Origin of the sequence: Erwinia sp. HR93 (assembly GCF_034555055.1) — a bacterium.
GTDB lineage: Bacteria > Pseudomonadota > Gammaproteobacteria > Enterobacterales > Enterobacteriaceae > Apirhabdus > Apirhabdus apintestini.
Genome location: NZ_JAXUDP010000001.1, coordinates 1,662,029 through 1,685,758, shown reverse-complemented (window position 1 = coordinate 1,685,758; position 23,730 = coordinate 1,662,029). Strand labels below are relative to the sequence as shown.

The window sequence follows — 23,730 nt, the reverse complement described above, 5'->3', positions numbered from 1 at the left end:
AATGTAACAATATTTTACATTTCCAGTTTTTAACAATCACAGATCATCTTTCTGATTTATAAGAATTTTCTTACATAACCCCTTAAGGCCTTATGGGATAAGGGTGTGCAGCAAATGATCAATTTTGCTTAGGGAGCATGCTTGTACAAAATATCAACGAATAACGTGAAATATCTGATTTTGTACTTTTATCAAAAATGAGAAGCAGGACGTGAATGAGCATGTGAAAAATTGACGACATTTTCAGGTTTTCATCATTTCTTATTTTTCATTTAAACGGGGCTTATTTTTTTCTCGTCAGAAGGAAATGTCACGACTGCCCTTTACACATGCACCAATACCAGGAGGTAAGCACGACCCGGATACCTGCCATTCAGGGAATGGACAGTGATCAGACTGACTAATGCGTTGAGAATGTTTGTTCTATTGCTCAGGTTGTAATGCGAACCGATTCAACGCCATCATGACTAAAGGAAGGGCATGGGCCTGAAAAACCGCTGTACATGCTGACAGGTTACCCGTCACCAGAAATTCCACCGGTGCAACCAGTTTGCCCTCATCCGAAAAGCCACCGGTCAGTGCCAACTTCCTTACCAGCAGTGCATCCATATCACTGTATTCCTGGACCAGGAGCGCTTCATTGTCCCAGTCCCCATCGCTCACCACGGCATTGACCCAGCCCTGCGATTTAAGCTGTTCAATTGCGTACGTCAGACTGTACAAATCTGACTGAGCAGGCACCGGTCTGCTACACGAAGACCAGATATATTCCAGACGACTGAGTAAGCTGGCAGCAAGACCTTTGTTGCGCCCCAGCACCACCAGACTCTCAATGTCGGATGCGATTGCACGCGGAAACCGTTTTTGTTTATACGCCACCGTTAACCAGCGAAGTAAAAATGTGTGCGTGCTGAGCAGCGACAACGCCTGACCATCCTGCTGTGCAGTGCGTAAGGCGACAAGGGCACACCAGGCAAAATGCGCAAGTGCCGTGACGGTTTGTTCTGTGGGTAAGGTATCAAGAGCTTTTTTCATTCAGAAATTATATCGGCGCTGCAGACATCGGGGAAGACCAGGAGAAGGTGCATATTTTCTGGCCCGAATAACTGCCACAAGAACAGCCATAACCTTTACGGACAAACCACAGCCGTTCTGGCCGTCATAACGGGAGAGGCCATTTCATTCACCCTGGTCTGTAACTGACTGAATGATCGGGTAAATGAACACCTGTCTGTGCGGCTGATAATGGAAGAGGACATGCTGACTACGCGGTTATCTGCATCCGTCACCGTGCGCCATGCCTCGCGAATAACGGCATACATCTCCTGCAACACACTCTCCACAAGTGGCGGTTTTCTCACAGCCGCCAGCGTGTCAAGGTTCATCAGCAGTACCATCCGACACGCTGGCGCACTCGCGGCCTCCCATAGCCAGCGCAAAAGAGTGGGCGGTAAGTGACACCGCGCCTGCTGGCGTTGCCACGAATATTCGCCAATACGCTGCCAGACTTCGGTATGAAAGCGCAGAATCAATGACCGGTAATCGGCCATGCTCTCGCGGTACGGCAGCGCCAGCGTAAAGCAGAACGCCGCGAGTCGTGGGTAATGGTCAACGGCCTGTTGCAGAAAGGCGCGTGTATTTGTCGTGTCAGTCGAATTGCCGGAGACGATGGAGGGAGAATAAGGATTCATAAAGACGCTCTCTTTGTTTCATAGAGGAATACTGGTGTGATGGACAGGAGCGTGATGTCGCAGGCGTGCTGCTCATCATCGGTCCCATATCATTACGTTCGCTCACTAAGACGGAGAGCCTTTCGTCCTTTAATCGGTTACAATCCAAATAATTTCAGAAAGATATTATCTCCGTGAATCCCCCGCCTCCTGTACTGGTGCGCGGGGATTTTTCTTTTTCACGCTGAGAACCCTGTATGACTAAACCACACGGCCTTCAGGCCCTTGAACAACCGCTGGCGTCGCTTCCCGGTACACTTCGCCAGCTGATTCTTGAACGCATTCAGAATCTCACCCACTACGAGCCGGTAATTGGCATCATGGGCAAAAGTGGTGCCGGTAAGTCCTCGCTCTGCAACGAACTCTTCCGGGGCGAGGTCTCCCCCGTCAGTGATGTGAACGCCTGTACCCGTGACGTGCTGCGCTTCCGGCTGCGCAGCGGGCGTCACAGCCTGGTGATTGTCGATTTACCGGGGGTGGGAGAAAACGGGCAACGGGACCATGAATACCGCGCCCTGTACCGGCGCATGCTGCCGGAGCTGGACATGGTGCTGTGGGTCATTAAGGCCGATGACCGGGCGCTGTCGGTGGACGAACAGTTCTGGCACGGTGTGATGCAGCCTTACCGGCAGCAGGTGTTGTTTATAATTAACCAGGCCGACAAAATCGAACCCAGCCACGAATGGGATACCCGAACCAGTACCCCTTCAGCACAGCAACAGGAAAACCTGAAGGCGAAGCAGGCAGCCATTACGTCGATGTTTAACCCGCATCACCCGGTCTGCATGGTCTCCGCCTGTAGCGGCTGGGGTGTGGAGGAGATGGTGGCAACCATGATGCGCTGTCTGCCGGACCGCGCCACCAGCCCGGTGGCGACACAACTGCAAGGGAGGCTCTGTACGGAGCCGGTAAAGTCGCAGGCCCGTGACGACTTCGGTGAGGCGGTGGGCCGGGTGTTCGATACAGCCGAGTCATCGTCATTCCTGCCCGCGCCGCTGAAGACTGTGATACGTACCGTGCGTGATGCGGTGGTGTCCGTGGCCCGCGCGGTCTGGGACTGGATTTTCTTCTGAATGAGTAAAAGGTCGTCATGACGGTAGTGAATGACTCTATTTGTTCACCACATGGTAGATGATTATTTCAAGGCAGACATAACCTGTCCTGACCAGCAAAAGATACCACCAGTTATAAGCGCGTCACCACTGCCGACACTGCATCCACACAGTCTTCTTGCACCAGGCGTTTCGCTACGTATGACGGACACAACCTGTCACCCCCATCCTTTACAGTAATACCTTCTTAATTAATCACTTACCCAACACGGAGATAATACATGTCTCAGGCTGAGCGTCGTTATGACCGCCTGTCTGTCCGGCTGTCGCTGATTATCAGCCGTCTGCTCGCGGGTGAAACGCTGAATATGCGCAAACTGGCCGCTGAGTTTGGCGTGTCGGTTCGCACCCTGCATCGTGATTTCCGCGAGCGTCTGATTTATCTCGACATCGAGTATCAGGATGGCTGCTGCCGTCTGCTGACCGGTGGGCGTCAGGAAATTCGGGAGGAGGCAGCAATGCAGTTTGCCCTTCAGTCAGGCACTGGCGCGTTGTTTCCTGATATGGACCACCATCTGGTCAGTTCATTGATGAGCAGCCAGAGCGCCTCTCCATGCCTTATCTGGTATCAGGGGGCATCCGTACCGTCTTCCCGCCCGGGTATTTTCACGCGACTGGTCAGGGCGGTATCAGAACAGCGGAGGGTAACCCTGCTGGCTGACGGATGCCGTTGCGACAACCTTGCCCCCTACCGACTGATTTTCAGCGCCGGTGAGTGGTTTCTGGTGGGGGAACACCTTGCCCGGATAACCGTTTTTGCACTGCACACCGTTCACTCCGTGACGTTTCATGCGGAAACCTTCACACCAGACGGACATGTTATCCGCACTCTGTCACGCCCGGATTTTTTACAGGCGTTACCGCATTTTCATGTGTTTCATTCATTGTTCGTTGACGGCAACGAACAGTTTACCCATAAGGAACAGGTATGAAATTACTCTCCACGGCGGCGCTGGCAGCCAGCCTCTGCATCACCTCAGTAGCTCCGGCCCTTGCTGATGACATCATGGGCTCCGTCAGGTCCTGGCAGTACATGCAGGCCGACGGCTGGAAATCGGCCGACGGTACGGATAACAACACGCTGCATAACGCCCTTTATCAGGCTAATGTAATAGGCAATTATCCCTGGACGAAACAGTTTCTGCTGCGTGTCCGTGGTGGCGGTGCCTATTACCTTGCCGACAAGAAAACGCACACGGTACGCAGGCTGAATCTGAAACCAGCCAGCGGCTACACCTCTGACCTTACCTCTGTGTACCAGGGCGAAGACCAGGGGAAAGGCTGTTATTTCACCATTATCGATACGCAGTATCAACTGGAGCTGGCCGAAGAACCTCACAGCAATCAGGTGCTGGCCGCCTTCCCGGAAAACTGCGTCAACAAAAAACAACAGGTAGCCCTGGCGGCCAGAAGATCTGAAGCTGACAGGAAACTACAGCAGTGGGTGGCGCAACAGAGCCTGGCGGAGCTGTGTCGCCGCACCGGCAACTGCTGAACCCGCTGAAAATAACCATAACAGGGCGTTTTAACATGAATGTATTTATTACGCGTCTGACGACCTCTCTGGTGGTCATCGGCACTCTGCTGCTCTCCGGCTGCGACAGCAAGGAAGATGCAGGCGTGAAGGCGATTGCCCGATTTAAGGACCTGACCCCGCCGCCGTTCAGCAAGGTGGTGTCGCATAAATCCGATATCGTGCAGGAATGGGTAAAAAAGGATGCCTTCGGTACGCCGCAATACACGGTAATGAAAACACACCAGTCGCCGGAAGACTGTGAGTCCGGTAATTATTACTACATTGCTGATATGCAGCAGAAAACGGTACAGCCGCTGATGGCTGCCCTGTGCCTCGCTGACAATATTACGCTGAGCTTCCGGATTGAGACCGATAGCTATACGGGTGAAAAATCGGTGGTGTATTCGCACGATGGCAAGGAAATGGGGAAACTCTATCTGCCGGATAACCAGGAGAACCATCCATGAAGAAGCTGAAAGGTGTTATCTCTGCTGCAGTCCTGAGTCTGTATTTGCTGACACCGGCCCATGCTGATGTCTCTGGCGGTTTTCAGGGTGCCATCAAAGGCGGCATTCCGGCCTACACCCGCGATATGCAGCATAACAAACCCTTCTGGTGTAACCAGTACAAACTGGTGAGAAAGATGTGTGAAGTGGTTTCGCAATCGGAAAACGGGTGCGTTGCCATTGTCAGAATGGTCCCCAGCGACTGGAAATGCCCCAACGGTATCTGGGGTGTGGTTGACCGTTCTAATGGTGACGCCATGGAGTTGATCCCGACGGCGAAAATGTCCCTGGAGCAGTACTGCAGCAAGGCATTCAGTGCAGGTTTTGTCAAACCACAGAACAGAAAATCACTGGCAGACGTCGTGATGTACTACAACGGCAAGCCAGTCGGTTCTTTCGAATACATTGAAGAGTGAACTCCCTGTCTCAGGGAGAAGCTTCCCGTATTCATTTAACACATTAAAAATAAAGGAAAAGAATGAACTGGCATTATGAGAAAAATGGCGTGCGTCATGACAATGTGACCGAAGCCGACATAAGCGAACGTATTCGGCGCGGAGAGCTGAATGCCTCAACGCTGGTATGGCAACAGGGCATGGCGGAATGGCAACCACTGTCAGCCACCCCGCTGGCTGAGGTCCTGAAACAAAGTACAGTTCCCCCCGCGCTCCCCGGCAATCGTATCCCCGGCGGGGTGGTCTGGACGCTGGCTTTTGCTCCCCTGATTGGGTATGCCCTGGAGATGTGGACGGCCGGGCTGAGCGGAATGGAATTTGAGGAGGCGTATACCGCAGTAAGTGAAGGGCAATACTGGTTTATCACGCTGATACTGAATATTGCGCTGGGATATCTGGATGAACGGCGGCTCCGTAAATCCGGTGTGGATACCGCCGCCTTTGGCTGGCTGGCCTGGCTGGTTCCGTTTTATCTGTGGCGCAGGGCAAAAGCCCTCGGTCAGAAACCGGCTTACTTCTGGGTCTGGCTGGTCACGCTGATACTGGTACTGCTGGCGGCCTGATGGTTATTCAGCAGGAGAAAGGTTGAACATCAGCCTGTTTAATTACAACCATTATTATCAACACAATAACAGTGTTCATTACTTAAGGACAATATCATGAGACTGTCTCAATGTATTCTCACCGCCGCCATACTGACTTTAGCATCAACGGCCCATGCCCTGCCCAATATGTGGACCAGCGGATTTGGTCAGGGCGTGACCGAATATCTCATCACCAGCCCGGAGAAGGTGGTGTTTAATCTGAACTGCACCACCAACCCGGATGCTCAGAATATTCTGCAACACGGTGTTGATCTCACCCTGCCTGATGGAACATCAGTAAGTTCTCATGACAACGGGACGGAAATAACGGTCGTCATGGATAATAGTCAGTATTTGCTACCGTCATTCCTCGGCTGGCGAAACGGTGATAACGCCTGGGTGTCATTTATTAACGCGCTGGCTCAGGCCACGACGTTTGATGTTTACGTCAACGATAAAAAAGTCGACACCTTCAGTCCGGGGCTGAAGAACACGCAGAAAGAATTGTCTGACCTCAGTGAATGCAGGACCATCGACGCCACAGACGGCTAATCCCCCACGTTTCTGGTCACAGACCAGTCCCCACCAGCACCAGATAACACCAGGCCATGTTCCCGAAGGAACATGGCCTTTTTGTTTTTATTTCACTATCGATACAAGGAGTTAATCATGCGATTAGCCAGCCACTTTGGACGAACAAATCAGATCCGCCGCGACCGTCCATTAACCCATGAAGAACTGATGCAGCATGTCCCCAGCGTCTTTGGAGAGGATAAACATGCTTCCAGGAGTGAAAAATATACTTTTATTCCCACCATCACCCTGCTGGAGAACCTGCAGCGCGAAGGCTTCCAGCCCTTTTTTGCCTGCCAGTCCCGCGTCCGCGATCCGGGTCGCCGGGAACACACAAAACATATGCTCCGACTGCGTCGCGCCAGTCAGATAAACGGTCAGCAGGTGCCGGAAATTATCATCCTGAATTCGCACGGCGGTGAATCCAGTTTTCAATTGCTTCCTGGAATATTCCGCAGCGTCTGTACTAATTCGCTCGTCTGCGGACAGTCGTTTGGTGAAATCCGGGTTCCACACCGGGGGAATGTGGTGGAAAAGGTCATTGAAGGTGCTTACGAGGTACTGGGTGTGTTCGACCGGGTGGAAGAGAAGCGTGATGCGATGCAGTCGCTTTTACTCCCGCCACCGGCACAACAGGCTTTTGCCAGAGCCGCGCTGACGTACCGTTTCGGGGAAGAGCACCAGCCGGTGACGGAAGCGCAGATACTGACACCCCGCCGCTATGAAGACCGTCAGGATGACCTGTGGTCAGTTTTTAATCGGTGCCAGGAGAACCTGCTCAAAGGGGGGCAGCCAGGGCGTACTGCCAAAGGCAAACGCAGCCATACCCGCGCGGTGAAAGGCATCGACGGCGACGTTAAGCTCAACCGGGCACTCTGGGTGATGGCGGAAGAGCTGCAGCAGGCGCTGAGCTGATGCCACCGTTGCCTGATAACGCCCACCCGGCTGCCATTTATCCTGCCCCCCTGGAGAACAACCCCGGCAGCCGCTCTATCTCCGATGACGACCTGTGCGCCTGGTGTTCACACCTTCTTTATCGTCCCGGTGAACTCAGTCTCTGCCGGTTAAGTCTCGCTGACGGCCACTGGCCCTCACACTGTGATGAAGACGGCTATGCGCAGTCCTGTCCGTCACTCCGGTTGAACCGGTATCCCCAACACAATGAATAAAAGAGGAAAAACAACATGACCGATAACACTCTGCCACTGTTCACACCCGCAACAGATACTCCTGCTGCGGCTCAGCATCAGATTATCGCTATACCGGTAACCGATGAGAACCGCATCAGCTTCTGGCCGCAGCACTTTGGCAGCATTCCGCAGTGGATAATCCTTGAGCCCACGGTCTTCGCGTGGATGGACCGCCTCTGCGCCGATTACCACGGCGGTATCTGGCAGTTGTACACGCTCAGCAACGGCGGCGCGTTTATGGCCCCGGAAGCGGATAGCGAGGGCCCCTGGTCTCTGTTCAACGCGATGAATGGCAACGGCGGTGACATGAGTGCCGAAGCTGCCGGGATTGCGGTCTGTCTGATGACTTACAGCCACCACTCCATGCGTACCGAATGCGATGCCATGACAGAGCACTATTACCGCCTGCGGGATTACGCGCTCAACCACGCGGAATGTAACACCATCATGCACATCATCGACTGAGGTCAGCCGCTATGGAACAACAGTTACCGCTGTTTGCCCGTGAATTACCCCCTGCCGACCAGCAGACAGTCAGGGAAGCGTTAACCCTGCTGGAGTGCCAGCTACGTGAACCCGGCGCGTCATTTACTTCCAGCCATGCCGTCCGCGACTGGCTGCGCCTGCAGCTCGCGTCACTTGAGCGTGAAGAGTTTACCGCACTCTTCCTCGATAACCAGCACCGTCTTATAGACCATGAAACGCTCTTCACCGGCACCATAAACCATACGCAGCTCCATCCCCGGGAAGTGGTGAAATCCGGCCTGAAACACAACGCTGCCGCAGTCATTGTGGCGCATTGCCACCCGTCAGGTCATGCAGAACCCAGCCAGGCCGATCGTCAGGTCACTGTGCGTATTCAGCAGGCTCTGGCGCTGGTTGATATCCGCCTGCTGGACCACCTGGTGGTGGGCGGCATGGATGTTGTCTCATTTTCCGAACGTGGCTGGCTTTAAAGGAGAGCAGCACGATGAAAATCATCAGCAAACGTCAGGCGATGACGATTTATCGCCAGCATCCGCAGTCCCGGTTGTTTCGCTTCTGTACCGGCAAATATAAGTGGTCCGGCAGTATCTGCCACTATGCCGGTCGGGAGGTGCAGGATATCACCGGTGTGCTCGCGGTCTTCGCTGAACGCCGCCAGGACCGCAATGGCCCGTATGTCGTATTACGCAGCGTCACGCTTAATTAACACACGTTTAAGGAAGGCTAAAATTGTCGAATAAAATACCGACAGTAAACCACGATATCACTGAACCCTGGTGGGGGCTTAAACGCAGTATCACGCCCTGTTTTGGCGCACGGCTGGTGCAGGCGGGCAACCGTCTGCATTATCTCGCTGACCGGGCCAGCATCACCGGACAGTTCAGCGACGCGGATTTACGGCATCTCGACCAGGCATTTCCACTGCTGCTCAAACAGCTTGAACTGATGCTCACCAGCGGTGAACTCAATCCCCGCCATCAGCACTGTGTCATGCTCTATGCAAAAGGGCTGACCTGCGAGGCCGACTCCCTCGGCTCGCATGGTTACGTATACCTGGCGATTTATCCGACACCAGCGGCAACCGCATAAAGCTTCTTACTACTTACCCTCGTTTTACCCATCAACAAAGAGATCCCACTATGCAAACCCAACCACTATCCTCAACGCAGGAGGCTACACCACACCCGTCACCGGTGGAGATTTGGCAACGGCTTCTGAGCAACCTGTTAGATCGTCACTACGGTCTGACACTTAACGACACGCCGTTTGGTAACGACGGTGTGATTCAGGAGCATATCGACGCCGGTATATCACTGTGCGACGCCGTGAACTTTATCGTGGAGAAATACGATCTGGTACGCACCGACCGTCGCGGTTTCAGCGCAGAAACACAGTCGCAGCTTCTCACCAGTATCGATATTCTCCGCGCCCGCAAAGCCACCGGACTGATGACCCGCAACGACTACAGAACGGTGACCGACATCACCATCGGCAAATACCGGGAGGTGCAGCCATGAAGCTGTCCCTCACTGTGGAAGCTGATGCCATCAACGTACTGGCCCTGAATGCGGGCCGGATCGCTGTCGATATCGATGGTATTGAACTGGCCGACCTGATTAACGTGGTCTGTGACAACGGTTATTCCCTTCGCGTTGCTGACTCCCCCGGAAAGCTGGTTGTTGAAGATCCGCTTCCGCCCGTCGCCCGCGTCAACTGTATCCAGTGCAGTACCGCGCATATCACGGAGCAAGACAATGCTCTGCTGTTTACCCTTTCACACCAGTATGAAGACTTTGGCGACCAGGAATGGATTTCTTACACTGGCTCGGGTTATCTGCTCTACCTGGGGGCGTGGTCATTTCCGGTCTTACGACTCAAACGCCTCGGTCTGTCGAAAGCCTGCCGTCGGTTAGTGGTGACGCTTATCCGTCGCTACGCCGCTGGTATAGTTCATCTGGACGCCTTTGGCGAAGTGCTACCGGGCTTTGCCACCTTCGACTGGTAATCCAGCCTCAATCACCGCAAGGTTTTCACATGCCGGAATTAACCACTGAGGTTGCTCTCAACATTCTGATCGACTGGCTACAGGACAATATTGATTGCGGTACGGAGATCATCTTCGACAACGACGAAGACAACACCGATTCAGCAGTGCTGTTGCCCTGGATTGAACGTGCGCGTCAGGACGTTCGCGATCTCCGTCATCTTCAACTTCTGCGACAGACCAGTACAGATTAACCACCGAACAGTAGTCATCACTTACTCATAATCGCCAGCCCTCACCGGCTGGCGCTTTGCTTTATATAAGGAACGAAATAATGTCAGAGCTTACTCTCACCGAACCCGAAGTATTAACCGGCCACACCGACGTGATTTGCTCCACCAGCATTGAGCGTATTGTCACGGGACGTAATGCCGCTCTGGCGCAGATTGAAGTGCTCATGCAACAACTGGACGATGTTTCGATGCTGACCCGCAGTATCGGGGGAAAAACCGCGCTGGACTGGGCTATGAAGCAGGATTTCCGTTGCGGCTGCTGGTTGATGGAGAAACCAGAAGCGGCGATGAAAGCTATTACCCGTAATCTCGATCGCAGCATATGGCGAGACCTGATGAAGAAGTCGGGCATGCTTTCGCTCATGGATGCTCAGGCTCGTGAGCAGTGGTACAACAGCCTGGAAAAGGACGATATTCCCGCTGTCAGTGAAGCCAATATCCTCAGTACGTTTGAGCAGTTGCACCAGAGCAAAGGCGAGGTGTTTGAGCGTGGGGTGATCAACGTGTTTAAAGGGTTGTCCTGGGATTTCAAGACAAACTCGCCCTGCAAGTTTGGCGCGAAAATCATTGTGACGGGACTGGTCAAATTCGACCGATGGGGATTTGGGCTTAACTGGGGCTGGCAACGTGATCGGCTTGCAGACCTTGAACGCATGCTGATGCTTCTTGATGGCAAACCGGTTCCCGACAACCGCGCTGACGTTACCCGTCGTCTCAGCGATCATATCCATGCTAATCGGCACAGTAACCGTTACGAGGATGAGATATTTGTGATTAAGTATTTTCAGAAGGGAACTGCACACATCGTATTCAAGCGACCTGAGCTGGTTGATAAGCTGAACGACATCATCGCCCGACACTATCCGGGAGCACTGCCAGCGAGAAGAGAGTGAGTTGTCCGATGCTATATCAGGTGAGCCAGCGCAAGCCGGACGACAATGGCATACTGGATGGCATACCGAAAAATCAGAAAAGAAAAAGGGCCATGTTAATCAATAACATGGCCCTGAATATTGGCGGAACGGACGGGACTCGAACCCGCGACCCCCTGCGTGACAGGCAGGTATTCTAACCAACTGAACTACCGCTCCGCGGCGCTCCACGTTGGGAGCGGAGCGAATATTACGAATTGCCCCCGGGCGCGTCAATAAATTTTCTCGTAAAATAAACCGACTGCGTGAAATTTAGCCCGAAAATCGGCATTCAGGCACGCCACATGCAGCTACCGCCCTTTTTTTCTACCAGGTCCAGGCGCGCCTCATGGTTTAATAGCTCTTCATCGCTGGCGTTAATGACGCGCAGTTTCCCGCCGCTGCGCACGATGCGTTGCACCCTATTTTCATCGCCCTGCTTCTGACGCGACTCACCTTCCATCGTAAACGCCAATGCCGTTTGCCCACCGGTCATCGCCAGGTAGACATCTGCCAGAATTTGGGCATCGAGTAATGCGCCGTGCAGGGTGCGTTTGGTGTTATCTATCTCATAGCGCGAGCATAAAGCATCAAGGCTGTTTCTCTTGCCGGGAAACATCTGGCGAGCGAGAGCGAGGCTGTCGGTGATTTTGCAAAACGTATTTGTCTTCGGGATGCCGCGATTGAGCATACCGAACTCATAATCCATAAAGCCGATATCAAACGATGCGTTGTGTATAACCAGCTCGGCGCCATCGATATAGGCCAGAAAGTCGTCGGCGATATCGGCAAACGTCGGCATATTGCGCAGAAACTCATCGGCGATACCGTGGACATTGAACGCTTCGGGGTCCACCAGCCGGTCCGGTTTTATATAGACGTGAAAGTTATTCCCCGTTAAGCGCCGGTTAACAACCTCAACGGCGCCCACTTCTATAATTCGGTGCCCTTCATAGTGGACACCGAGCTGGTTCATACCCGTGGTTTCGGTATCGAGAACAATCTGTCGTGTAATTGCAGTGCTCATAGCGCTCGTTTATGTCAGACTTGGCTTTTTGTCACAGGAAGTCTACCAGAGATGCGTAAACAGGTAGAAATTTTCACCGACGGCTCCTGCCTAGGCAACCCAGGCCCCGGCGGATATGGCGCAATTCTACGCTATAAACAGCATGAAAAAACCTTCAGCGCCGGATATCAGCTAACCACCAATAATCGTATGGAGCTTATGGCTGCTATTGTGGCGCTTGAGGCCGTTCGGGAGCACTGCGATATTGTCCTGAGTACCGATAGCCAGTATGTACGCCAGGGTATAACGCAGTGGATCCATAACTGGAAAAAGCGCGGCTGGAAGACTGCGGCCAAACAGCCGGTTAAAAATGTCGACCTTTGGCAGCGTCTCGATGCCGCACTCAGCCAGCATACGATTAAATGGGAATGGGTAAAGGGACACGCTGGCCACCCGGAAAATGAGCGCTGCGATGAACTGGCGCGCGCGGCGGCCTCTAAGCCGACGCTGGACGATGTGGGCTATCAGGCGCAGGAGGCTGCGGGATAACCCGATTCAGTACTGGCGCGTCGCGCCCACCGCCGGGCGCAACTGCGGTTTTTTACGCAAGTTTTTCATGGGGGTGAATGTCAACGGCACGGTGCGTTTACGCGCCACGATCATTTGCAGGCATCCCAGGGCGGGCACGTGGGTATTTAATAAACGTCCGCCGCTCTTCTGCCATGGCAATACTTCAAAGCAGCCGCAGTGCATAACTTCAAAATTAAGTAATGCCAGCCAGTCTATTTGGCGCATCAGCGTAAATGACCGCCACTGAGGAACCCGCGGTTTGCGAAACAGCGTCCGTATTCTGCCGACTCTGGCAAGACTTAAGGGGTTGAATCCGGTGATTATCAGCCAGCCATCGTCAATCAGGACTCTGTCAATCTCACGCAATAAACGATGAGGATCGCCACACCAGGGCAGAGAATGTGCCAGCAAACACGCATCGATTGAATCTGGTGCGAAGGGAAGTTGCAGCGCCTCTCCCATCACCTGAAGGTTTTCCCCTTGTAATGCCATGTTAAACTGGTGTGAAATAGCGCAGGTATCGGTATTGATTTCTGCGCTTAAGTTACCGACTTTAAGCAGATGAAAGCCAAACATCTTCGCCAGCCACGGCTGCAACTGCCGTTCGATCGCCGCGCGATGGTTATCGCCCCAGGGCAACTCGGCCCAGCGGGCTGGCGCCACCAGTGGTTCAGGAATCCTTGCCGGTTTCATCTCGCCCTTCCATTACGCAGTAAGAGGTATGCATGAATCTTACCAGTATTTCCGCTTTTCAGGATAATTACATCTGGGTTCTGAGCGATGAGAAAAAACGCTGTCTGATCGTTGACCCCGGTGAGGCCGCACCGGTGCTGAGCGCATTAGAAGATAATCAGTGGCAGCCTGAAGCAATTTTATTGACGCATCATCATCAGGATCACGTCGGCGGTGTTGCACAGCTGCGTGAACGCTATCCGCAGCTTCCTGTTTACGGCCCTGAAGAAACGCGGGATAAAGGCGCGACAGAGCTTGTGTACGACGGCACTCGCATGACACTTCTGGGCCTTGATTTTCAGGTTATCGCCACGCCCGGTCATACGCTGGGGCATATTTGCTGGTATGCCGCCCCCTGGCTATTTTGCGGAGATACACTCTTTTCCGGCGGCTGTGGGCGTTTGTTTGAAGGAACCGCCGCACAAATGTTCGCTTCTTTGAAGAAATTAAATGCGCTCCCTGCGGATACGTTAATTTGCTGTGCTCATGAATACACGCTGAGTAACATAAAATTTGCATTAAGCATTCTTCCGGAAGATAGAGCTTTAAAGGATTACTATCGCGATGTAAGTGAATTAAGGGCAAAAAATGAAAAAACCTTACCCACTATTTTAAAAAATGAGCGCGCAATAAATTTATTCTTAAGAACAGAAGATTCTGATTTAATTAAAAAAATTTCAAAAGAAACAAAGTTGCAACAATCTGAACACGTTTTTGCATGGTTACGGGCCGCTAAAGATATGTTCTGAGTTTTCCTGGTTGCTTCCCCCCGCAGTGGACTGTATGATTGCACGTCTTTTAAACAACCATTGACGCACACACATGAAGGCAAAAGCGATAATTTTCGCCTCTGTCCTGCTCGTGGGGTGCCAGGCGACGCAGCGCGACGCCGGCGTTCAACAGCACGCACAGAGCCTTTCTGCAGCGAGTCAAAATGATGCAGGGAAGCTAGCAGATCGAGCGACATCCGCGCGATGGCTGGATAATAATCTCGCCCTCGCGCAGGATCAGGATCTGTGGTCCTTCATTGGCAACGAGCTAAAGATGGGAATTCCGGCCAATAGCCGGGTTCGCGAGCAAAAATTAAAATTTTTAAAAAACAAGAGCTATCTCCACGATGTGACCTTACGGGCTGAACCGTATATGTACTGGATAGCCGGGCAAATTAAGAAACGTAATATGCCTATGGAACTGGTACTGTTACCCATAGTGGAGAGCGCTTTTGATCCCCATGCAACGTCTGCCCGCAGCGCTGCAGGAATTTGGCAAATTATCCCCAGCACGGGGCGTAATTACGGTCTGAAACAGACCCGGGATTACGATGCACGTCGCGACGTAGAGGCTTCAACGACGGCCGCGCTTAATATCATGCAGCGCCTTAACCGAATGTTTGACGGGGACTGGCTGCTAACGGTTGCCGCGTATAATAGCGGCGAAGGGCGCGTGTTAAAGGCGATAAAAGCGAATAGAGCCGCAGGGAAACCAACCGACTACTGGTCGCTGTCGTTGCCCAAAGAGACACAAATCTATATTCCGAAAATGCTGGCGCTGAGCGATATCTTCAAAAACAGCAAACGCTATGGCGTTCGCCTGCCTACCACCAACGGCAGCCGCGCGCTGGCGCGCGTCAAAGTGACAACGCCGGTCGAAATGACTCAGTTAGCGAGTATGACCGGTATGCCTGTGAGTAAATTGAAGGCATTTAATGCTGGTTACAAAGGCAGCGTACTGGGCAAAGGCGGCTCGCAGTATGTTATGGTCCCGCAAAAGCATGTGGCTAAACTGCGCGCATCGCTGGCGTCCAGCGATTTTGTTGCCGTAGAGTCGGGGCTTCTGGCAGAAAATAGTAGCCGGACTACAAAAAGCCGTTATACCGTGCAGCGTGGCGATACGCTTAGCGGTATCGCCGCTAAGCTGAATATGTCGCAGAGCGCTTTGCAGCGGAATAACGGTTTGAACAGCGCACGTATCAAACCAGGGCAAACGTTGACCGTAAGCACTGAGTCCAAAAGCGTATCTCAACTTGCGAAAAACGATAACAGCATTACTTATCGCGTGCGAAAAGGTGACTCTCTGGCCAGCATCGCAAAAAGGCATGGCGTTAAAATTAAAGATTTAATGCGCTGGAATGAGAGTACCGGCAATCTTAAGCCGGGCGATCAGCTTACGCTATATGTTAAGCACGATGCGATGCCTGAAACCTGAAATTCCTGAAATTCCTGAAATTCCTGAAATTCCTGAAATGATAAAAAAGCGCCGCTCAAACGGTGCTTTTTTATTGCCTGTCTCCCTGTAAAAAGCCAGTCTCCACCAGTTTTGTCCGTTCTTAATGTATTTACTTGAATCCTGTCAATGGGTAGCCGCTCCGATCGTTTAGCGCGTATCTCAACCGCTAGCTATGAAAGCAATTTTTGGCTGCGGCGCCTGCAAGGAGTGATTGGGAGAAGATAGGAGTAGTGTTGTTAAGGATAGCAACGTCTGTAATTGCAGCGTCATCTCTGCCAGAGCGCCCTTCACATCGCGTAACGCGTTAAAATAATCGCCTGGATATCGCTCGTCGGCTACCGTTCTCTACTACGCTTACCGGTTAGCGCCGGCCTGGCGTAAATTCAACCAGCAAAGGGTTATGATCGGAAGCTCGGGTAACTAATACAGAGGCATCATGCACGGTCAGGCCGCGATAGAAAACAAAATCCAGCGGGCGGCCAAAAGTCCGGCGGCGGCGGTCGTCCTTAAAACGCACTTCACGCAGCGACATTTCCCGAGAGAAGCGGTAGAGCGCATTCATACGCGGGCGACTCCATGCATTGAAATCGCCGGCCATAATAACCGGACCAGAATGCGCCGCTATTTGTTCACCAATCGGTCCTAACTGCTTACTATAAACATCCACGCCGAGGCTAAAATTTACGGCATGAATGTTGACGACCATTAAAAGGCGCCCGTCCGGGATGGGATAAACCGTAACCAAGGCTGATTTTGCAAGGCGTAATATTGGCTCTCTTTCACGCAGTGGGCAACAATAGACGGGATGAGCTGAAGCCAGTGTCATTACTCCGGATGGATGCTGCGGCAGTACAAAGGCGGGAACCTGATCGGCGGCTAAATAGTTCGTGGTCGCAAAGCGAATCAACTCAGGGGTAGTTTGCGCCTCCTGTAGCAGCACCAAATGCGCTTCTTTGCCAAAATCACGCAGTACGGATAGCCATTCGGCCCGCTGCTGCTTAAAAATATTCCATACTAATACGCGCAGTGGGCCCTCTCCATTAAGAGGCGCCCCGGAGGGCATCGCCTGGCCAATGCCGACCGGAACGCCGGTTGCCATTATCCTTTCCGCTGGCTGACCTGCAACGTAGCGCATAGCGTAGGTTTTTCTTCGCACGATTGATTAATGCCTCTATTTCTTTTCGACACAATAACGGCCGTTTCTTTCGTTATAGGGTGTTTAGACGTCACTTTCAACGTTACGTTCCCACAACCGCATGTAGTCTCAAAACAGATGACAGCTTTCTGCCACTGTGCTGAAATGCTAATTATATATAAATCGCATGGCAATTTTGCTTTAGGTGCAATAGTGAAAGCAACTTCGGAAGAGCTAATTATTTTTGTGGCTGTGGTAGAAAGCGGAAGTTTTAGCCGGGCTGCCGAACTGTTAGGGCAGGCGAATTCGGCTATCAGCCGGGCAGTAAAGCGCCTCGAAAATAAACTTGAAGTTAACTTGTTAAATCGTACAACGCGTCAGCTCAGTATGACCGAAGAAGGACAGCGCTATTTCAGACGCGCACAGCAAATTCTGCAGGATATGGCGGCGGCGGAAAATGAATTACAGGAAAGCCGCCGCGCACCTAAAGGGCTGCTGCGAGTTGACGCTGCAACGCCTATCGTTCTACATCTGTTGTTGCCACTGGTTAAACCCTTTCGTGAACGTTACCCTGATGTGACGCTCTCTTTGGTCTCCTCTGAAACCTTTATCAACTTAATTGAGCGCAAAGTGGATATTGCTATTCGCGTAGGGGAGCTCACAGATTCCAGCCTGCGGGCACGCCCATTATTCAATAGCCTGCGCCGCATCATCGCAACTCCTGCCTATCTGGAGCAGTTTGGCCATCCTCAATGTGCGGCCGATCTCAATCAGCATTCCTGTCTGGGTTTTAGCGAGCCTGCGTCACTTAATCGGTGGCCGCTTGCCCAGGATGACGGGCAAATGTATGAGGTTAACCCTTCGCTCTCCTCTAACAGCGGAGAGACAATTAAGCAGCTTTGCCTGCAAGATAACGGCATCGCCTGCTTATCGGATTTTATGGTCGATAAGGAAATTGCGCGAGGTGAATTAGTGGAAGTATTACCCGATAAATTGCTTCCCGTCACCATACCATTAAGCGCCGTATATTATAGCGATCGGGCAGTGAGTACGCGGATCAGGGCATTTATCGATTTCTTAAGCACGAATATTCATAAGACGGATGCTCCATGAAATAGGCAACCCATATAAAAGGCGTTTAACCCCTTCAATTATTACTATAAAACCACGGCGAACGTTAAACGCGTTGAGATTTTAAAAGCCGGCGATATATCAATGATGCTCTTGCAGGAATTCCAACCGCCTACACTGTGTAAACCGTGTAGCTTCATGGTTTTCGCTCCTATGCAACATATTTAGCGGCTAGTAGAAAAGCAAAAAACCCTGAGCAAGGCTCAGGGTTTTTAATAAGTGGCGGAACGGACGGGACTCGAACCCGCGACCCCCTGCGTGACAGGCAGGTATTCTAACCAACTGAACTACCGCTCCACCGAATTTTTATTACACCAGGATATTCCCCGGTTTACTGCAATTAAAAGCCTGGCAGTTCCCTACTCTCGCATGGGGAAGCCCCACACTACCATCGGCGCTACGGCGTTTCACTTCTGAGTTCGGCATGGGGTCAGGTGGGACCACCGCGCTGTCGCCGCCAGGCATATTCTGTCACCCGCCGCCGCACTCTCGTGCCGCCACAGGTCTTATCCGTCACAAACTGAAAATACTCTCAACCCCTCAAAACACCTTCGGCGTTGTAAGGTTAAGCCTCTCGGTTCATTAGTACCGGTTAGCTCAACGCATCGCTGCGCTTACACACCCGACCTATCAACGTCGTCGTCTTCAACGTTCCTTCAGGAGACTTTAAGTCTCAGGGAGAACTCATCTCGGGGCAAGTTTCGTGCTTAGATGCTTTCAGCACTTATCTCTTCCGCATTTAGCTACCGGGCAGTGCCATTGGCATGACAACCCGAACACCAGTGATGCGTCCACTCCGGTCCTCTCGTACTAGGAGCAGCCCCCCTCAGTTCTCCAGCGCCCACGGCAGATAGGGACCGAACTGTCTCACGACGTTCTAAACCCAGCTCGCGTACCACTTTAAATGGCGAACAGCCATACCCTTGGGACCTACTTCAGCCCCAGGATGTGATGAGCCGACATCGAGGTGCCAAACACCGCCGTCGATATGAACTCTTGGGCGGTATCAGCCTGTTATCCCCGGAGTACCTTTTATCCGTTGAGCGATGGCCCTTCCATTCAGAACCACCGGATCACTATGACCTGCTTTCGCACCTGCTCGAGCCGTCACTCTCGCAGTCAAGCGGGCTTATGCCATTGCACTAACCTCCTGATGTCCGACCAGGATTAGCCCACCTTCGTGCTCCTCCGTTACTCTTTGGGAGGAGACCGCCCCAGTCAAACTACCCACCAGACACTGTCCGCGACCCGGATTACGGGCCTGCGTTAGAACACCAGCCATTAAAGGGTGGTATTTCAAGGATGGCTCCGTGCAGACTGGCGTCCACACTTCAAAGCCTCCCACCTATCCTGCACATCAAGGACCAGTGTTCAGTGTCAAGCTATAGTAAAGGTTCACGGGGTCTTTCCGTCTTGCCGCGGGTACACTGCATCTTCACAGCGAGTTCAATTTCACTGAGTCCCGGGTGGAGACAGCCTGGCCATCATTACGCCATTCGTGCAGGTCGGAACTTACCCGACAAGGAATTTCGCTACCTTAGGACCGTTATAGTTACGGCCGCCGTTTACCGGGGCTTCGATCAGGAGCTTCTCGCAACGCGATAACCCCATCAATTAACCTTCCGGCACCGGGCAGGCGTCACACCCTATACGTCCACTTTCGTGTTTGCAGAGTGCTGTGTTTTTAATAAACAGTTGCAGCCAGCTGGTATCTTCGACTGGCTTCAGCTCCGTCAGCAAGTGACTTCACCTACGCGCCAGCGTGCCTTCTCCCGAAGTTACGGCACCATTTTGCCTAGTTCCTTCACCCGGGTTCTCTCAAGCGCCTTGGTATTCTCTACCTGACCACCTGTGTCGGTTTGGGATACGATTTGATGTTACCTGATGCTTAGAGGCTTTTCCTGGAAGCAGGGCATTTGTTACTTCATCACCGTAGTGACTCGTCATCGTGCCTCAGCGTTAAAGCAGACCGGATTTGCCTGGTCCACACACCTACACACTTAAACCGGGACAACCGTCGCCCGGCTAACATAGCCTTCTCCGTCCCCCCTTCGCAGTAACACCGAGTACAGGAATATTAACCTGTTTCCCATCGACTACGCCTTTCGGCCTCGCCTTAGGGGTCGACTCACCCTGCCCCGATTAACGTTGGACAGGAACCCTTGGTCTTCCGGCGAGCGGGCTTTTCACCCGCTTTATCGTTACTCATGTCAGCATTCGCACTTCTGATACCTCCAGCAGACCTCACAGTCCACCTTCGACGGCTTACAGAACGCTCCCCTACCCAACAACACATAGTGTCGCTGCCGCAGCTTCGGTGCATGGTTTAGCCCCGTTACATCTTCCGCGCAGGCCGACTCGACCAGTGAGCTATTACGCTTTCTTTAAATGATGGCTGCTTCTAAGCCAACATCCTGGCTGTCTGGGCCTTCCCACATCGTTTCCCACTTAACCATGACTTTGGGACCTTAGCTGGCGGTCTGGGTTGTTTCCCTCTTCACGACGGACGTTAGCACCCGCCGTGTGTCTCCCGTGATAACATTCTCCGGTATTCGTAGTTTGCATCGGGTTGGTAAGCCGGGATGGCCCCCTAGCCGAAACAGTGCTCTACCCCCGGAGATGAATTCACGAGGCGCTACCTAAATAGCTTTCGGGGAGAACCAGCTATCTCCCGGTTTGATTGGCCTTTCACCCCCAGCCACAGGTCATCCGCTAATTTTTCAACATTAGTCGGTTCGGTCCTCCAGTTAGTGTTACCCAACCTTCAACCTGCCCATGGCTAGATCACCGGGTTTCGGGTCTATACCCTGCAACTTAGCGCCCGGTTAAGACTCGGTTTCCCTTCGGCTCCCCTATTCGGTTAACCTTGCTACAGAATATAAGTCGCTGACCCATTATACAAAAGGTACGCAGTCACCCCCCATAAAGGAAGGCTCCCACTGCTTGTACGTACACGGTTTCAGGTTCTGTTTCACTCCCCTCGCCGGGGTTCTTTTCGCCTTTCCCTCACGGTACTGGTTCACTATCGGTCAGTCAGGAGTATTTAGCCTTGGAGGATGGTCCCCCCATATTCAGACAGGATACCACGTGTCCCGCCCTACTCATCGAGCTCACAACAGGTGCATTTTCATGTACGGGGCTGTCACCCTGTATCGCCGGACTTTCCAGACCGTTCCATTAACACACCCGCTGATTCAGACTCTGGGCTCTTCCCCGTTCGCTCGCCGCTACTCAGGGAATCTCGGTTGATTTCTTTTCCTCGGGGTACTTAGATGTTTCAGTTCTCCCGGTTCGCCTCATTAACCTATGGATTCAGTTAATGATAGTGCAACGAATTGCACTGGGTTTCCCCATTCGGACATCGTCGGTTATAACGCCTCATATCAGCTTACCGACGCTTTTCGCAGATTAGCACGTCCTTCATCGCCTCTGACTGCCAGGGCATCCACCGTGTACGCTTATTCGCTTAACCTCACAACCCGAAGATGTCTTCGGACTGCAGGCTTGAGAGACCCATTAAACGGTTATTCCGTTTATGGATTTTCAATTTTCAGCTTGTTCCGGATTGTTAAAGAGCAAATATCTCAGACCTGACTCCGCCTTCACGGCAAAATCAGCTTTGAGATACAGTGGCCGGTGACTTTCACTCACAAACCAGCAAGTGGCGTCCCCTAGGGGATTCGAACCCCTGTTACCGCCGTGAAAGGGCGGTGTCCTGGGCCTCTAGACGAAGGGGACACGAAAATTGTCTGTCACACATTGTGTGACATTTTCGTGTAGGGTGAGCTTTCGTTAACAGAAAGCGAACGGCTATATCCCGCCCTTACTCACGCCCAACGCGTAAACGCCTTGCTTCTTTTCTTTCATCAGACAATCTGTGTGAGCACTGCAAAAGACCGTATCTTCAGGTAAGGAGGTGATCCAACCGCAGGTTCCCCTACGGTTACCTTGTTACGACTTCACCCCAGTCATGAATCACAAAGTGGTAAGCGCCCTCCCGAAGGTTAAGCTACCTACTTCTTTTGCAACCCACTCCCATGGTGTGACGGGCGGTGTGTACAAGGCCCGGGAACGTATTCACCGTGGCATTCTGATCCACGATTACTAGCGATTCCGACTTCACGGAGTCGAGTTGCAGACTCCGATCCGGACTACGACGCACTTTATGAGGTCCGCTTGCTCTCGCGAGGTCGCTTCTCTTTGTATGCGCCATTGTAGCACGTGTGTAGCCCTGGTCGTAAGGGCCATGATGACTTGACGTCATCCCCACCTTCCTCCGGTTTATCACCGGCAGTCTCCTTTGAGTTCCCGACCGAATCGCTGGCAACAAAGGATAAGGGTTGCGCTCGTTGCGGGACTTAACCCAACATTTCACAACACGAGCTGACGACAGCCATGCAGCACCTGTCTCACAGTTCCCGAAGGCACTTCTCCGTCTCCGGAGAATTCTGTGGATGTCAAGACCAGGTAAGGTTCTTCGCGTTGCATCGAATTAAACCACATGCTCCACCGCTTGTGCGGGCCCCCGTCAATTCATTTGAGTTTTAACCTTGCGGCCGTACTCCCCAGGCGGTCTACTTAACGCGTTAGCTCCGGAAGCCACGGTTCATGACCACAGCCTCCAAGTAGACATCGTTTACGGCGTGGACTACCAGGGTATCTAATCCTGTTTGCTCCCCACGCTTTCGCACCTGAGCGTCAGTCTTCGTCCAGGGGGCCGCCTTCGCCACCGGTATTCCTCCAGATCTCTACGCATTTCACCGCTACACCTGGAATTCTACCCCCCTCTACGAGACTCAAGCCTGCCAGTTTCAAATGCAGTTCCCGGGTTGAGCCCGGGGATTTCACATCTGACTTAACAGACCGCCTGCGTGCGCTTTACGCCCAGTAATTCCGATTAACGCTTGCACCCTCCGTATTACCGCGGCTGCTGGCACGGAGTTAGCCGGTGCTTCTTCTGCGGGTAACGTCAATCTGATGGCGTATTAAGCCACCAGCCTTCCTCCCCGCTGAAAGTACTTTACAACCCGAAGGCCTTCTTCATACACGCGGCATGGCTGCATCAGGGTTTCCCCCATTGTGCAATATTCCCCACTGCTGCCTCCCGTAGGAGTCTGGACCGTGTCTCAGTTCCAGTGTGGCTGGTCATCCTCTCAGACCAGCTAGAGATCGTCGCCTAGGTGAGCCTTTACCCCACCTACTAGCTAATCCCATCTGGGTTCATCCTATGGCGTGAGGCCCGAAGGTCCCCCACTTTGGTCTTGCGACATTATGCGGTATTAGCCACCGTTTCCAGTGGTTATCCCCCTCCATCGGGCAGATCCCCAGACATTACTCACCCGTCCGCCGCTCGCCGGCAAAGAAGCAAGCTTCTTTCCGCTGCCGCTCGACTTGCATGTGTTAGGCCTGCCGCCAGCGTTCAATCTGAGCCATGATCAAACTCTTCAATTAAAGTTTGATGCTCAAAGAATTAAACTGTTAGTTCGTAATGAATTAACTGTTGTTCACTCTTGAGACTTGATAATCATTTTTCGTCCGAAGACGTTGATATCAGTGCTTTCGAGTGCCCACACAGATTGTCTGATAAATT

26 protein-coding genes, 3 tRNA genes and 3 rRNA genes are annotated in these 23,730 nt (G+C 52.6%); 21 read left to right on the top strand and 11 right to left on the bottom strand.

The features are described from left to right. Positions 1-423 precede the first annotated feature (423 nt). Complete coding sequence (locus tag SFA31_RS07820; protein ID WP_322837478.1) at positions 424-1,035, bottom strand: DUF2913 family protein; 612 nt, start codon at positions 1,033-1,035, stop codon at positions 424-426. 95 nt (positions 1,036-1,130) lie between these two features. Further along, positions 1,131-1,691, bottom strand: coding sequence for a YagK/YfjJ domain-containing protein (locus SFA31_RS07815; protein WP_322837477.1), 561 nt, complete (start codon positions 1,689-1,691; stop codon positions 1,131-1,133). 236 nt (positions 1,692-1,927) lie between these two features. Here SFA31_RS07815 and SFA31_RS07810 point away from each other — a divergent pair, with 236 nt between their 5' ends. The 17 genes from SFA31_RS07810 (at position 1,928) to SFA31_RS07730 (ending at position 11,322) form a co-directional block, all read left to right on the top strand. Next, entirely contained in the window at positions 1,928-2,803 is an 876-nt protein-coding gene (locus SFA31_RS07810) for a GTPase family protein (protein WP_322837476.1), read from the top strand. A gap of 260 nt (positions 2,804-3,063) precedes the next feature. After that, the gene (locus SFA31_RS07805) at positions 3,064-3,774 is read left to right on the top strand and encodes a WYL domain-containing protein (RefSeq protein WP_322837475.1); all 711 of its coding nucleotides are present in this window, start codon (positions 3,064-3,066) and stop codon (positions 3,772-3,774) included. Then, entirely contained in the window at positions 3,771-4,337 is a 567-nt protein-coding gene (locus tag SFA31_RS07800) for a hypothetical protein (protein ID WP_322837474.1), read from the top strand. Before SFA31_RS07805 ends, SFA31_RS07800 begins: the two co-directional genes overlap by 4 nt. Before the next feature lie 35 nt (positions 4,338-4,372). After that, positions 4,373-4,825, top strand: a complete 453-nt coding sequence (locus SFA31_RS07795; protein WP_322837473.1) for a YfjS/YafY family lipoprotein — start codon at positions 4,373-4,375, stop codon at positions 4,823-4,825. Then, complete coding sequence (locus tag SFA31_RS07790) at positions 4,822-5,280, top strand: hypothetical protein (RefSeq protein WP_322837472.1); 459 nt, start codon at positions 4,822-4,824, stop codon at positions 5,278-5,280. Before SFA31_RS07795 ends, SFA31_RS07790 begins: the two co-directional genes overlap by 4 nt. A gap of 62 nt (positions 5,281-5,342) precedes the next feature. Continuing rightward, on the top strand, positions 5,343-5,882 hold the full coding sequence (locus tag SFA31_RS07785) for a DUF4339 domain-containing protein (protein WP_322837471.1): 540 nt from the start codon (positions 5,343-5,345) through the stop codon (positions 5,880-5,882). A gap of 96 nt (positions 5,883-5,978) precedes the next feature. Beyond that, complete coding sequence (locus tag SFA31_RS07780) at positions 5,979-6,455, top strand: hypothetical protein (protein WP_322837470.1); 477 nt, start codon at positions 5,979-5,981, stop codon at positions 6,453-6,455. A 117-nt stretch (positions 6,456-6,572) separates the two neighbouring features. After that, complete coding sequence (locus tag SFA31_RS07775; RefSeq protein ID WP_322837469.1) at positions 6,573-7,391, top strand: DUF932 domain-containing protein; 819 nt, start codon at positions 6,573-6,575, stop codon at positions 7,389-7,391. Further along, a complete protein-coding gene (locus SFA31_RS07770) occupies positions 7,391-7,645 on the top strand; it encodes a hypothetical protein (protein ID WP_322837468.1) in 255 nt (84 codons plus the stop codon). Before SFA31_RS07775 ends, SFA31_RS07770 begins: the two co-directional genes overlap by 1 nt. A 15-nt stretch (positions 7,646-7,660) precedes the next feature. Next, the gene (locus SFA31_RS07765; RefSeq protein ID WP_322837467.1) at positions 7,661-8,131 is read left to right on the top strand and encodes an antirestriction protein; all 471 of its coding nucleotides are present in this window, start codon (positions 7,661-7,663) and stop codon (positions 8,129-8,131) included. A gap of 11 nt (positions 8,132-8,142) precedes the next feature. Next, entirely contained in the window at positions 8,143-8,622 is a 480-nt protein-coding gene (radC, locus tag SFA31_RS07760; RefSeq protein WP_322837466.1) for a RadC family protein, read from the top strand. 14 nt (positions 8,623-8,636) lie between these two features. Further along, positions 8,637-8,858 carry a DUF987 domain-containing protein gene (locus SFA31_RS07755; RefSeq protein WP_322837465.1) on the top strand — a complete coding sequence of 74 codons (222 nt, stop codon included), beginning with the start codon at positions 8,637-8,639 and terminating at the stop codon, positions 8,856-8,858. Positions 8,859-8,881: 23 nt separating this feature from the next. Then, a complete protein-coding gene (locus SFA31_RS07750; RefSeq protein ID WP_322837464.1) occupies positions 8,882-9,241 on the top strand; it encodes a type IV toxin-antitoxin system YeeU family antitoxin in 360 nt (119 codons plus the stop codon). Positions 9,242-9,291: 50 nt separating this feature from the next. Beyond that, on the top strand, positions 9,292-9,669 hold the full coding sequence (locus SFA31_RS07745) for a TA system toxin CbtA family protein (RefSeq protein WP_322837463.1): 378 nt from the start codon (positions 9,292-9,294) through the stop codon (positions 9,667-9,669). After that, the gene (locus tag SFA31_RS07740) at positions 9,666-10,157 is read left to right on the top strand and encodes a DUF5983 family protein (RefSeq protein ID WP_322837462.1); all 492 of its coding nucleotides are present in this window, start codon (positions 9,666-9,668) and stop codon (positions 10,155-10,157) included. Before SFA31_RS07745 ends, SFA31_RS07740 begins: the two co-directional genes overlap by 4 nt. Positions 10,158-10,186: 29 nt before the next feature. Next, the gene (locus SFA31_RS07735) at positions 10,187-10,390 is read left to right on the top strand and encodes a DUF957 domain-containing protein (RefSeq protein WP_125311035.1); all 204 of its coding nucleotides are present in this window, start codon (positions 10,187-10,189) and stop codon (positions 10,388-10,390) included. An 80-nt stretch (positions 10,391-10,470) separates the two neighbouring features. Further along, entirely contained in the window at positions 10,471-11,322 is an 852-nt protein-coding gene (locus tag SFA31_RS07730; protein ID WP_322837461.1) for a DUF4942 domain-containing protein, read from the top strand. 121 nt (positions 11,323-11,443) lie between these two features. Here the strand turns inward: SFA31_RS07730 and SFA31_RS07725 are convergent. Both SFA31_RS07725 and dnaQ read right to left on the bottom strand, forming a co-directional pair. Continuing rightward, a tRNA-Asp gene (locus SFA31_RS07725) sits at positions 11,444-11,520 on the bottom strand. 112 nt (positions 11,521-11,632) lie between these two features. Beyond that, positions 11,633-12,367 carry a DNA polymerase III subunit epsilon gene (gene dnaQ / locus SFA31_RS07720; RefSeq protein ID WP_322837460.1) on the bottom strand — a complete coding sequence of 245 codons (735 nt, stop codon included), beginning with the start codon at positions 12,365-12,367 and terminating at the stop codon, positions 11,633-11,635. Positions 12,368-12,418: 51 nt separating this feature from the next. Here dnaQ and rnhA point away from each other — a divergent pair, with 51 nt between their 5' ends. Continuing rightward, complete coding sequence (gene rnhA, locus SFA31_RS07715; RefSeq protein WP_322837459.1) at positions 12,419-12,895, top strand: ribonuclease HI; 477 nt, start codon at positions 12,419-12,421, stop codon at positions 12,893-12,895. 6 nt (positions 12,896-12,901) lie between these two features. Here rnhA and SFA31_RS07710 read toward each other — a convergent pair whose 3' ends face one another. Continuing rightward, the gene (locus SFA31_RS07710) at positions 12,902-13,609 is read right to left on the bottom strand and encodes a class I SAM-dependent methyltransferase (protein ID WP_322837458.1); all 708 of its coding nucleotides are present in this window, start codon (positions 13,607-13,609) and stop codon (positions 12,902-12,904) included. 32 nt (positions 13,610-13,641) lie between these two features. On the opposite strand from SFA31_RS07710, the gene gloB reads away from it, so the two are divergent. Both gloB and mltD read left to right on the top strand, forming a co-directional pair. Continuing rightward, positions 13,642-14,397, top strand: coding sequence for a hydroxyacylglutathione hydrolase (gene gloB, locus SFA31_RS07705; RefSeq protein WP_322837457.1), 756 nt, complete (start codon positions 13,642-13,644; stop codon positions 14,395-14,397). A gap of 73 nt (positions 14,398-14,470) precedes the next feature. Beyond that, entirely contained in the window at positions 14,471-15,853 is a 1,383-nt protein-coding gene (gene mltD / locus SFA31_RS07700; RefSeq protein ID WP_322837456.1) for a murein transglycosylase D, read from the top strand. A 382-nt stretch (positions 15,854-16,235) separates the two neighbouring features. On the opposite strand, the gene SFA31_RS07695 is transcribed toward mltD, so the two are convergent. Further along, positions 16,236-17,030, bottom strand: a complete 795-nt coding sequence (locus tag SFA31_RS07695) for an endonuclease/exonuclease/phosphatase family protein (RefSeq protein ID WP_322837455.1) — start codon at positions 17,028-17,030, stop codon at positions 16,236-16,238. A 192-nt stretch (positions 17,031-17,222) separates the two neighbouring features. Here SFA31_RS07695 and yafC point away from each other — a divergent pair, with 192 nt between their 5' ends. Beyond that, on the top strand, positions 17,223-18,122 hold the full coding sequence (gene yafC, locus SFA31_RS07690; protein ID WP_322837454.1) for a DNA-binding transcriptional regulator YafC: 900 nt from the start codon (positions 17,223-17,225) through the stop codon (positions 18,120-18,122). A gap of 238 nt (positions 18,123-18,360) precedes the next feature. On the opposite strand, the gene SFA31_RS07685 is transcribed toward yafC, so the two are convergent. The 5 genes from SFA31_RS07685 to SFA31_RS07665 form a co-directional block, all read right to left on the bottom strand. After that, positions 18,361-18,437, bottom strand: a tRNA-Asp gene (locus tag SFA31_RS07685). Between the two features lie 49 nt (positions 18,438-18,486). Further along, a 5S ribosomal RNA gene (gene rrf, locus SFA31_RS07680) occupies positions 18,487-18,602 on the bottom strand. Between the two features lie 99 nt (positions 18,603-18,701). Further along, positions 18,702-21,612 (bottom strand): 23S ribosomal RNA (locus SFA31_RS07675). A gap of 190 nt (positions 21,613-21,802) precedes the next feature. Next, a tRNA-Glu gene (locus SFA31_RS07670) sits at positions 21,803-21,878 on the bottom strand. Between the two features lie 171 nt (positions 21,879-22,049). After that, positions 22,050-23,591, bottom strand: a 16S ribosomal RNA gene (locus SFA31_RS07665). The 16S, 23S and 5S rRNA genes sit together here with 2 tRNA genes alongside, the layout of an rRNA operon. Positions 23,592-23,730: the final 139 nt, after the last annotated feature.

Excerpts from the sequence above, each read along its gene's own strand:
- SFA31_RS07820 (WP_322837478.1), bottom strand. The coding sequence starts at position 1,035 with ATGAAAAAAGCTCTTGATACCTTACCCACAGAACAAACCGTCACGGCA.
- SFA31_RS07815 (WP_322837477.1), bottom strand. The coding sequence starts at position 1,691 with ATGAATCCTTATTCTCCCTCCATCGTCTCCGGCAATTCGACTGACACG.
- SFA31_RS07810 (WP_322837476.1), top strand. The coding sequence starts at position 1,928 with ATGACTAAACCACACGGCCTTCAGGCCCTTGAACAACCGCTGGCGTCG.
- SFA31_RS07805 (WP_322837475.1), top strand. The coding sequence starts at position 3,064 with ATGTCTCAGGCTGAGCGTCGTTATGACCGCCTGTCTGTCCGGCTGTCG.
- SFA31_RS07800 (WP_322837474.1), top strand. The coding sequence starts at position 3,771 with ATGAAATTACTCTCCACGGCGGCGCTGGCAGCCAGCCTCTGCATCACC.
- SFA31_RS07795 (WP_322837473.1), top strand. The coding sequence starts at position 4,373 with ATGAATGTATTTATTACGCGTCTGACGACCTCTCTGGTGGTCATCGGC.
- SFA31_RS07790 (WP_322837472.1), top strand. The coding sequence starts at position 4,822 with ATGAAGAAGCTGAAAGGTGTTATCTCTGCTGCAGTCCTGAGTCTGTAT.
- SFA31_RS07785 (WP_322837471.1), top strand. The coding sequence starts at position 5,343 with ATGAACTGGCATTATGAGAAAAATGGCGTGCGTCATGACAATGTGACC.
- SFA31_RS07780 (WP_322837470.1), top strand. The coding sequence starts at position 5,979 with ATGAGACTGTCTCAATGTATTCTCACCGCCGCCATACTGACTTTAGCA.
- SFA31_RS07775 (WP_322837469.1), top strand. The coding sequence starts at position 6,573 with ATGCGATTAGCCAGCCACTTTGGACGAACAAATCAGATCCGCCGCGAC.
- SFA31_RS07770 (WP_322837468.1), top strand. The coding sequence starts at position 7,391 with ATGCCACCGTTGCCTGATAACGCCCACCCGGCTGCCATTTATCCTGCC.
- SFA31_RS07765 (WP_322837467.1), top strand. The coding sequence starts at position 7,661 with ATGACCGATAACACTCTGCCACTGTTCACACCCGCAACAGATACTCCT.
- radC (WP_322837466.1), top strand. The coding sequence starts at position 8,143 with ATGGAACAACAGTTACCGCTGTTTGCCCGTGAATTACCCCCTGCCGAC.
- SFA31_RS07755 (WP_322837465.1), top strand. The coding sequence starts at position 8,637 with ATGAAAATCATCAGCAAACGTCAGGCGATGACGATTTATCGCCAGCAT.
- SFA31_RS07745 (WP_322837463.1), top strand. The coding sequence starts at position 9,292 with ATGCAAACCCAACCACTATCCTCAACGCAGGAGGCTACACCACACCCG.
- SFA31_RS07740 (WP_322837462.1), top strand. The coding sequence starts at position 9,666 with ATGAAGCTGTCCCTCACTGTGGAAGCTGATGCCATCAACGTACTGGCC.
- SFA31_RS07735 (WP_125311035.1), top strand. The coding sequence starts at position 10,187 with ATGCCGGAATTAACCACTGAGGTTGCTCTCAACATTCTGATCGACTGG.
- SFA31_RS07730 (WP_322837461.1), top strand. The coding sequence starts at position 10,471 with ATGTCAGAGCTTACTCTCACCGAACCCGAAGTATTAACCGGCCACACC.
- dnaQ (WP_322837460.1), bottom strand. The coding sequence starts at position 12,367 with ATGAGCACTGCAATTACACGACAGATTGTTCTCGATACCGAAACCACG.
- rnhA (WP_322837459.1), top strand. The coding sequence starts at position 12,419 with ATGCGTAAACAGGTAGAAATTTTCACCGACGGCTCCTGCCTAGGCAAC.
- SFA31_RS07710 (WP_322837458.1), bottom strand. The coding sequence starts at position 13,609 with ATGAAACCGGCAAGGATTCCTGAACCACTGGTGGCGCCAGCCCGCTGG.
- gloB (WP_322837457.1), top strand. The coding sequence starts at position 13,642 with ATGAATCTTACCAGTATTTCCGCTTTTCAGGATAATTACATCTGGGTT.
- mltD (WP_322837456.1), top strand. The coding sequence starts at position 14,471 with ATGAAGGCAAAAGCGATAATTTTCGCCTCTGTCCTGCTCGTGGGGTGC.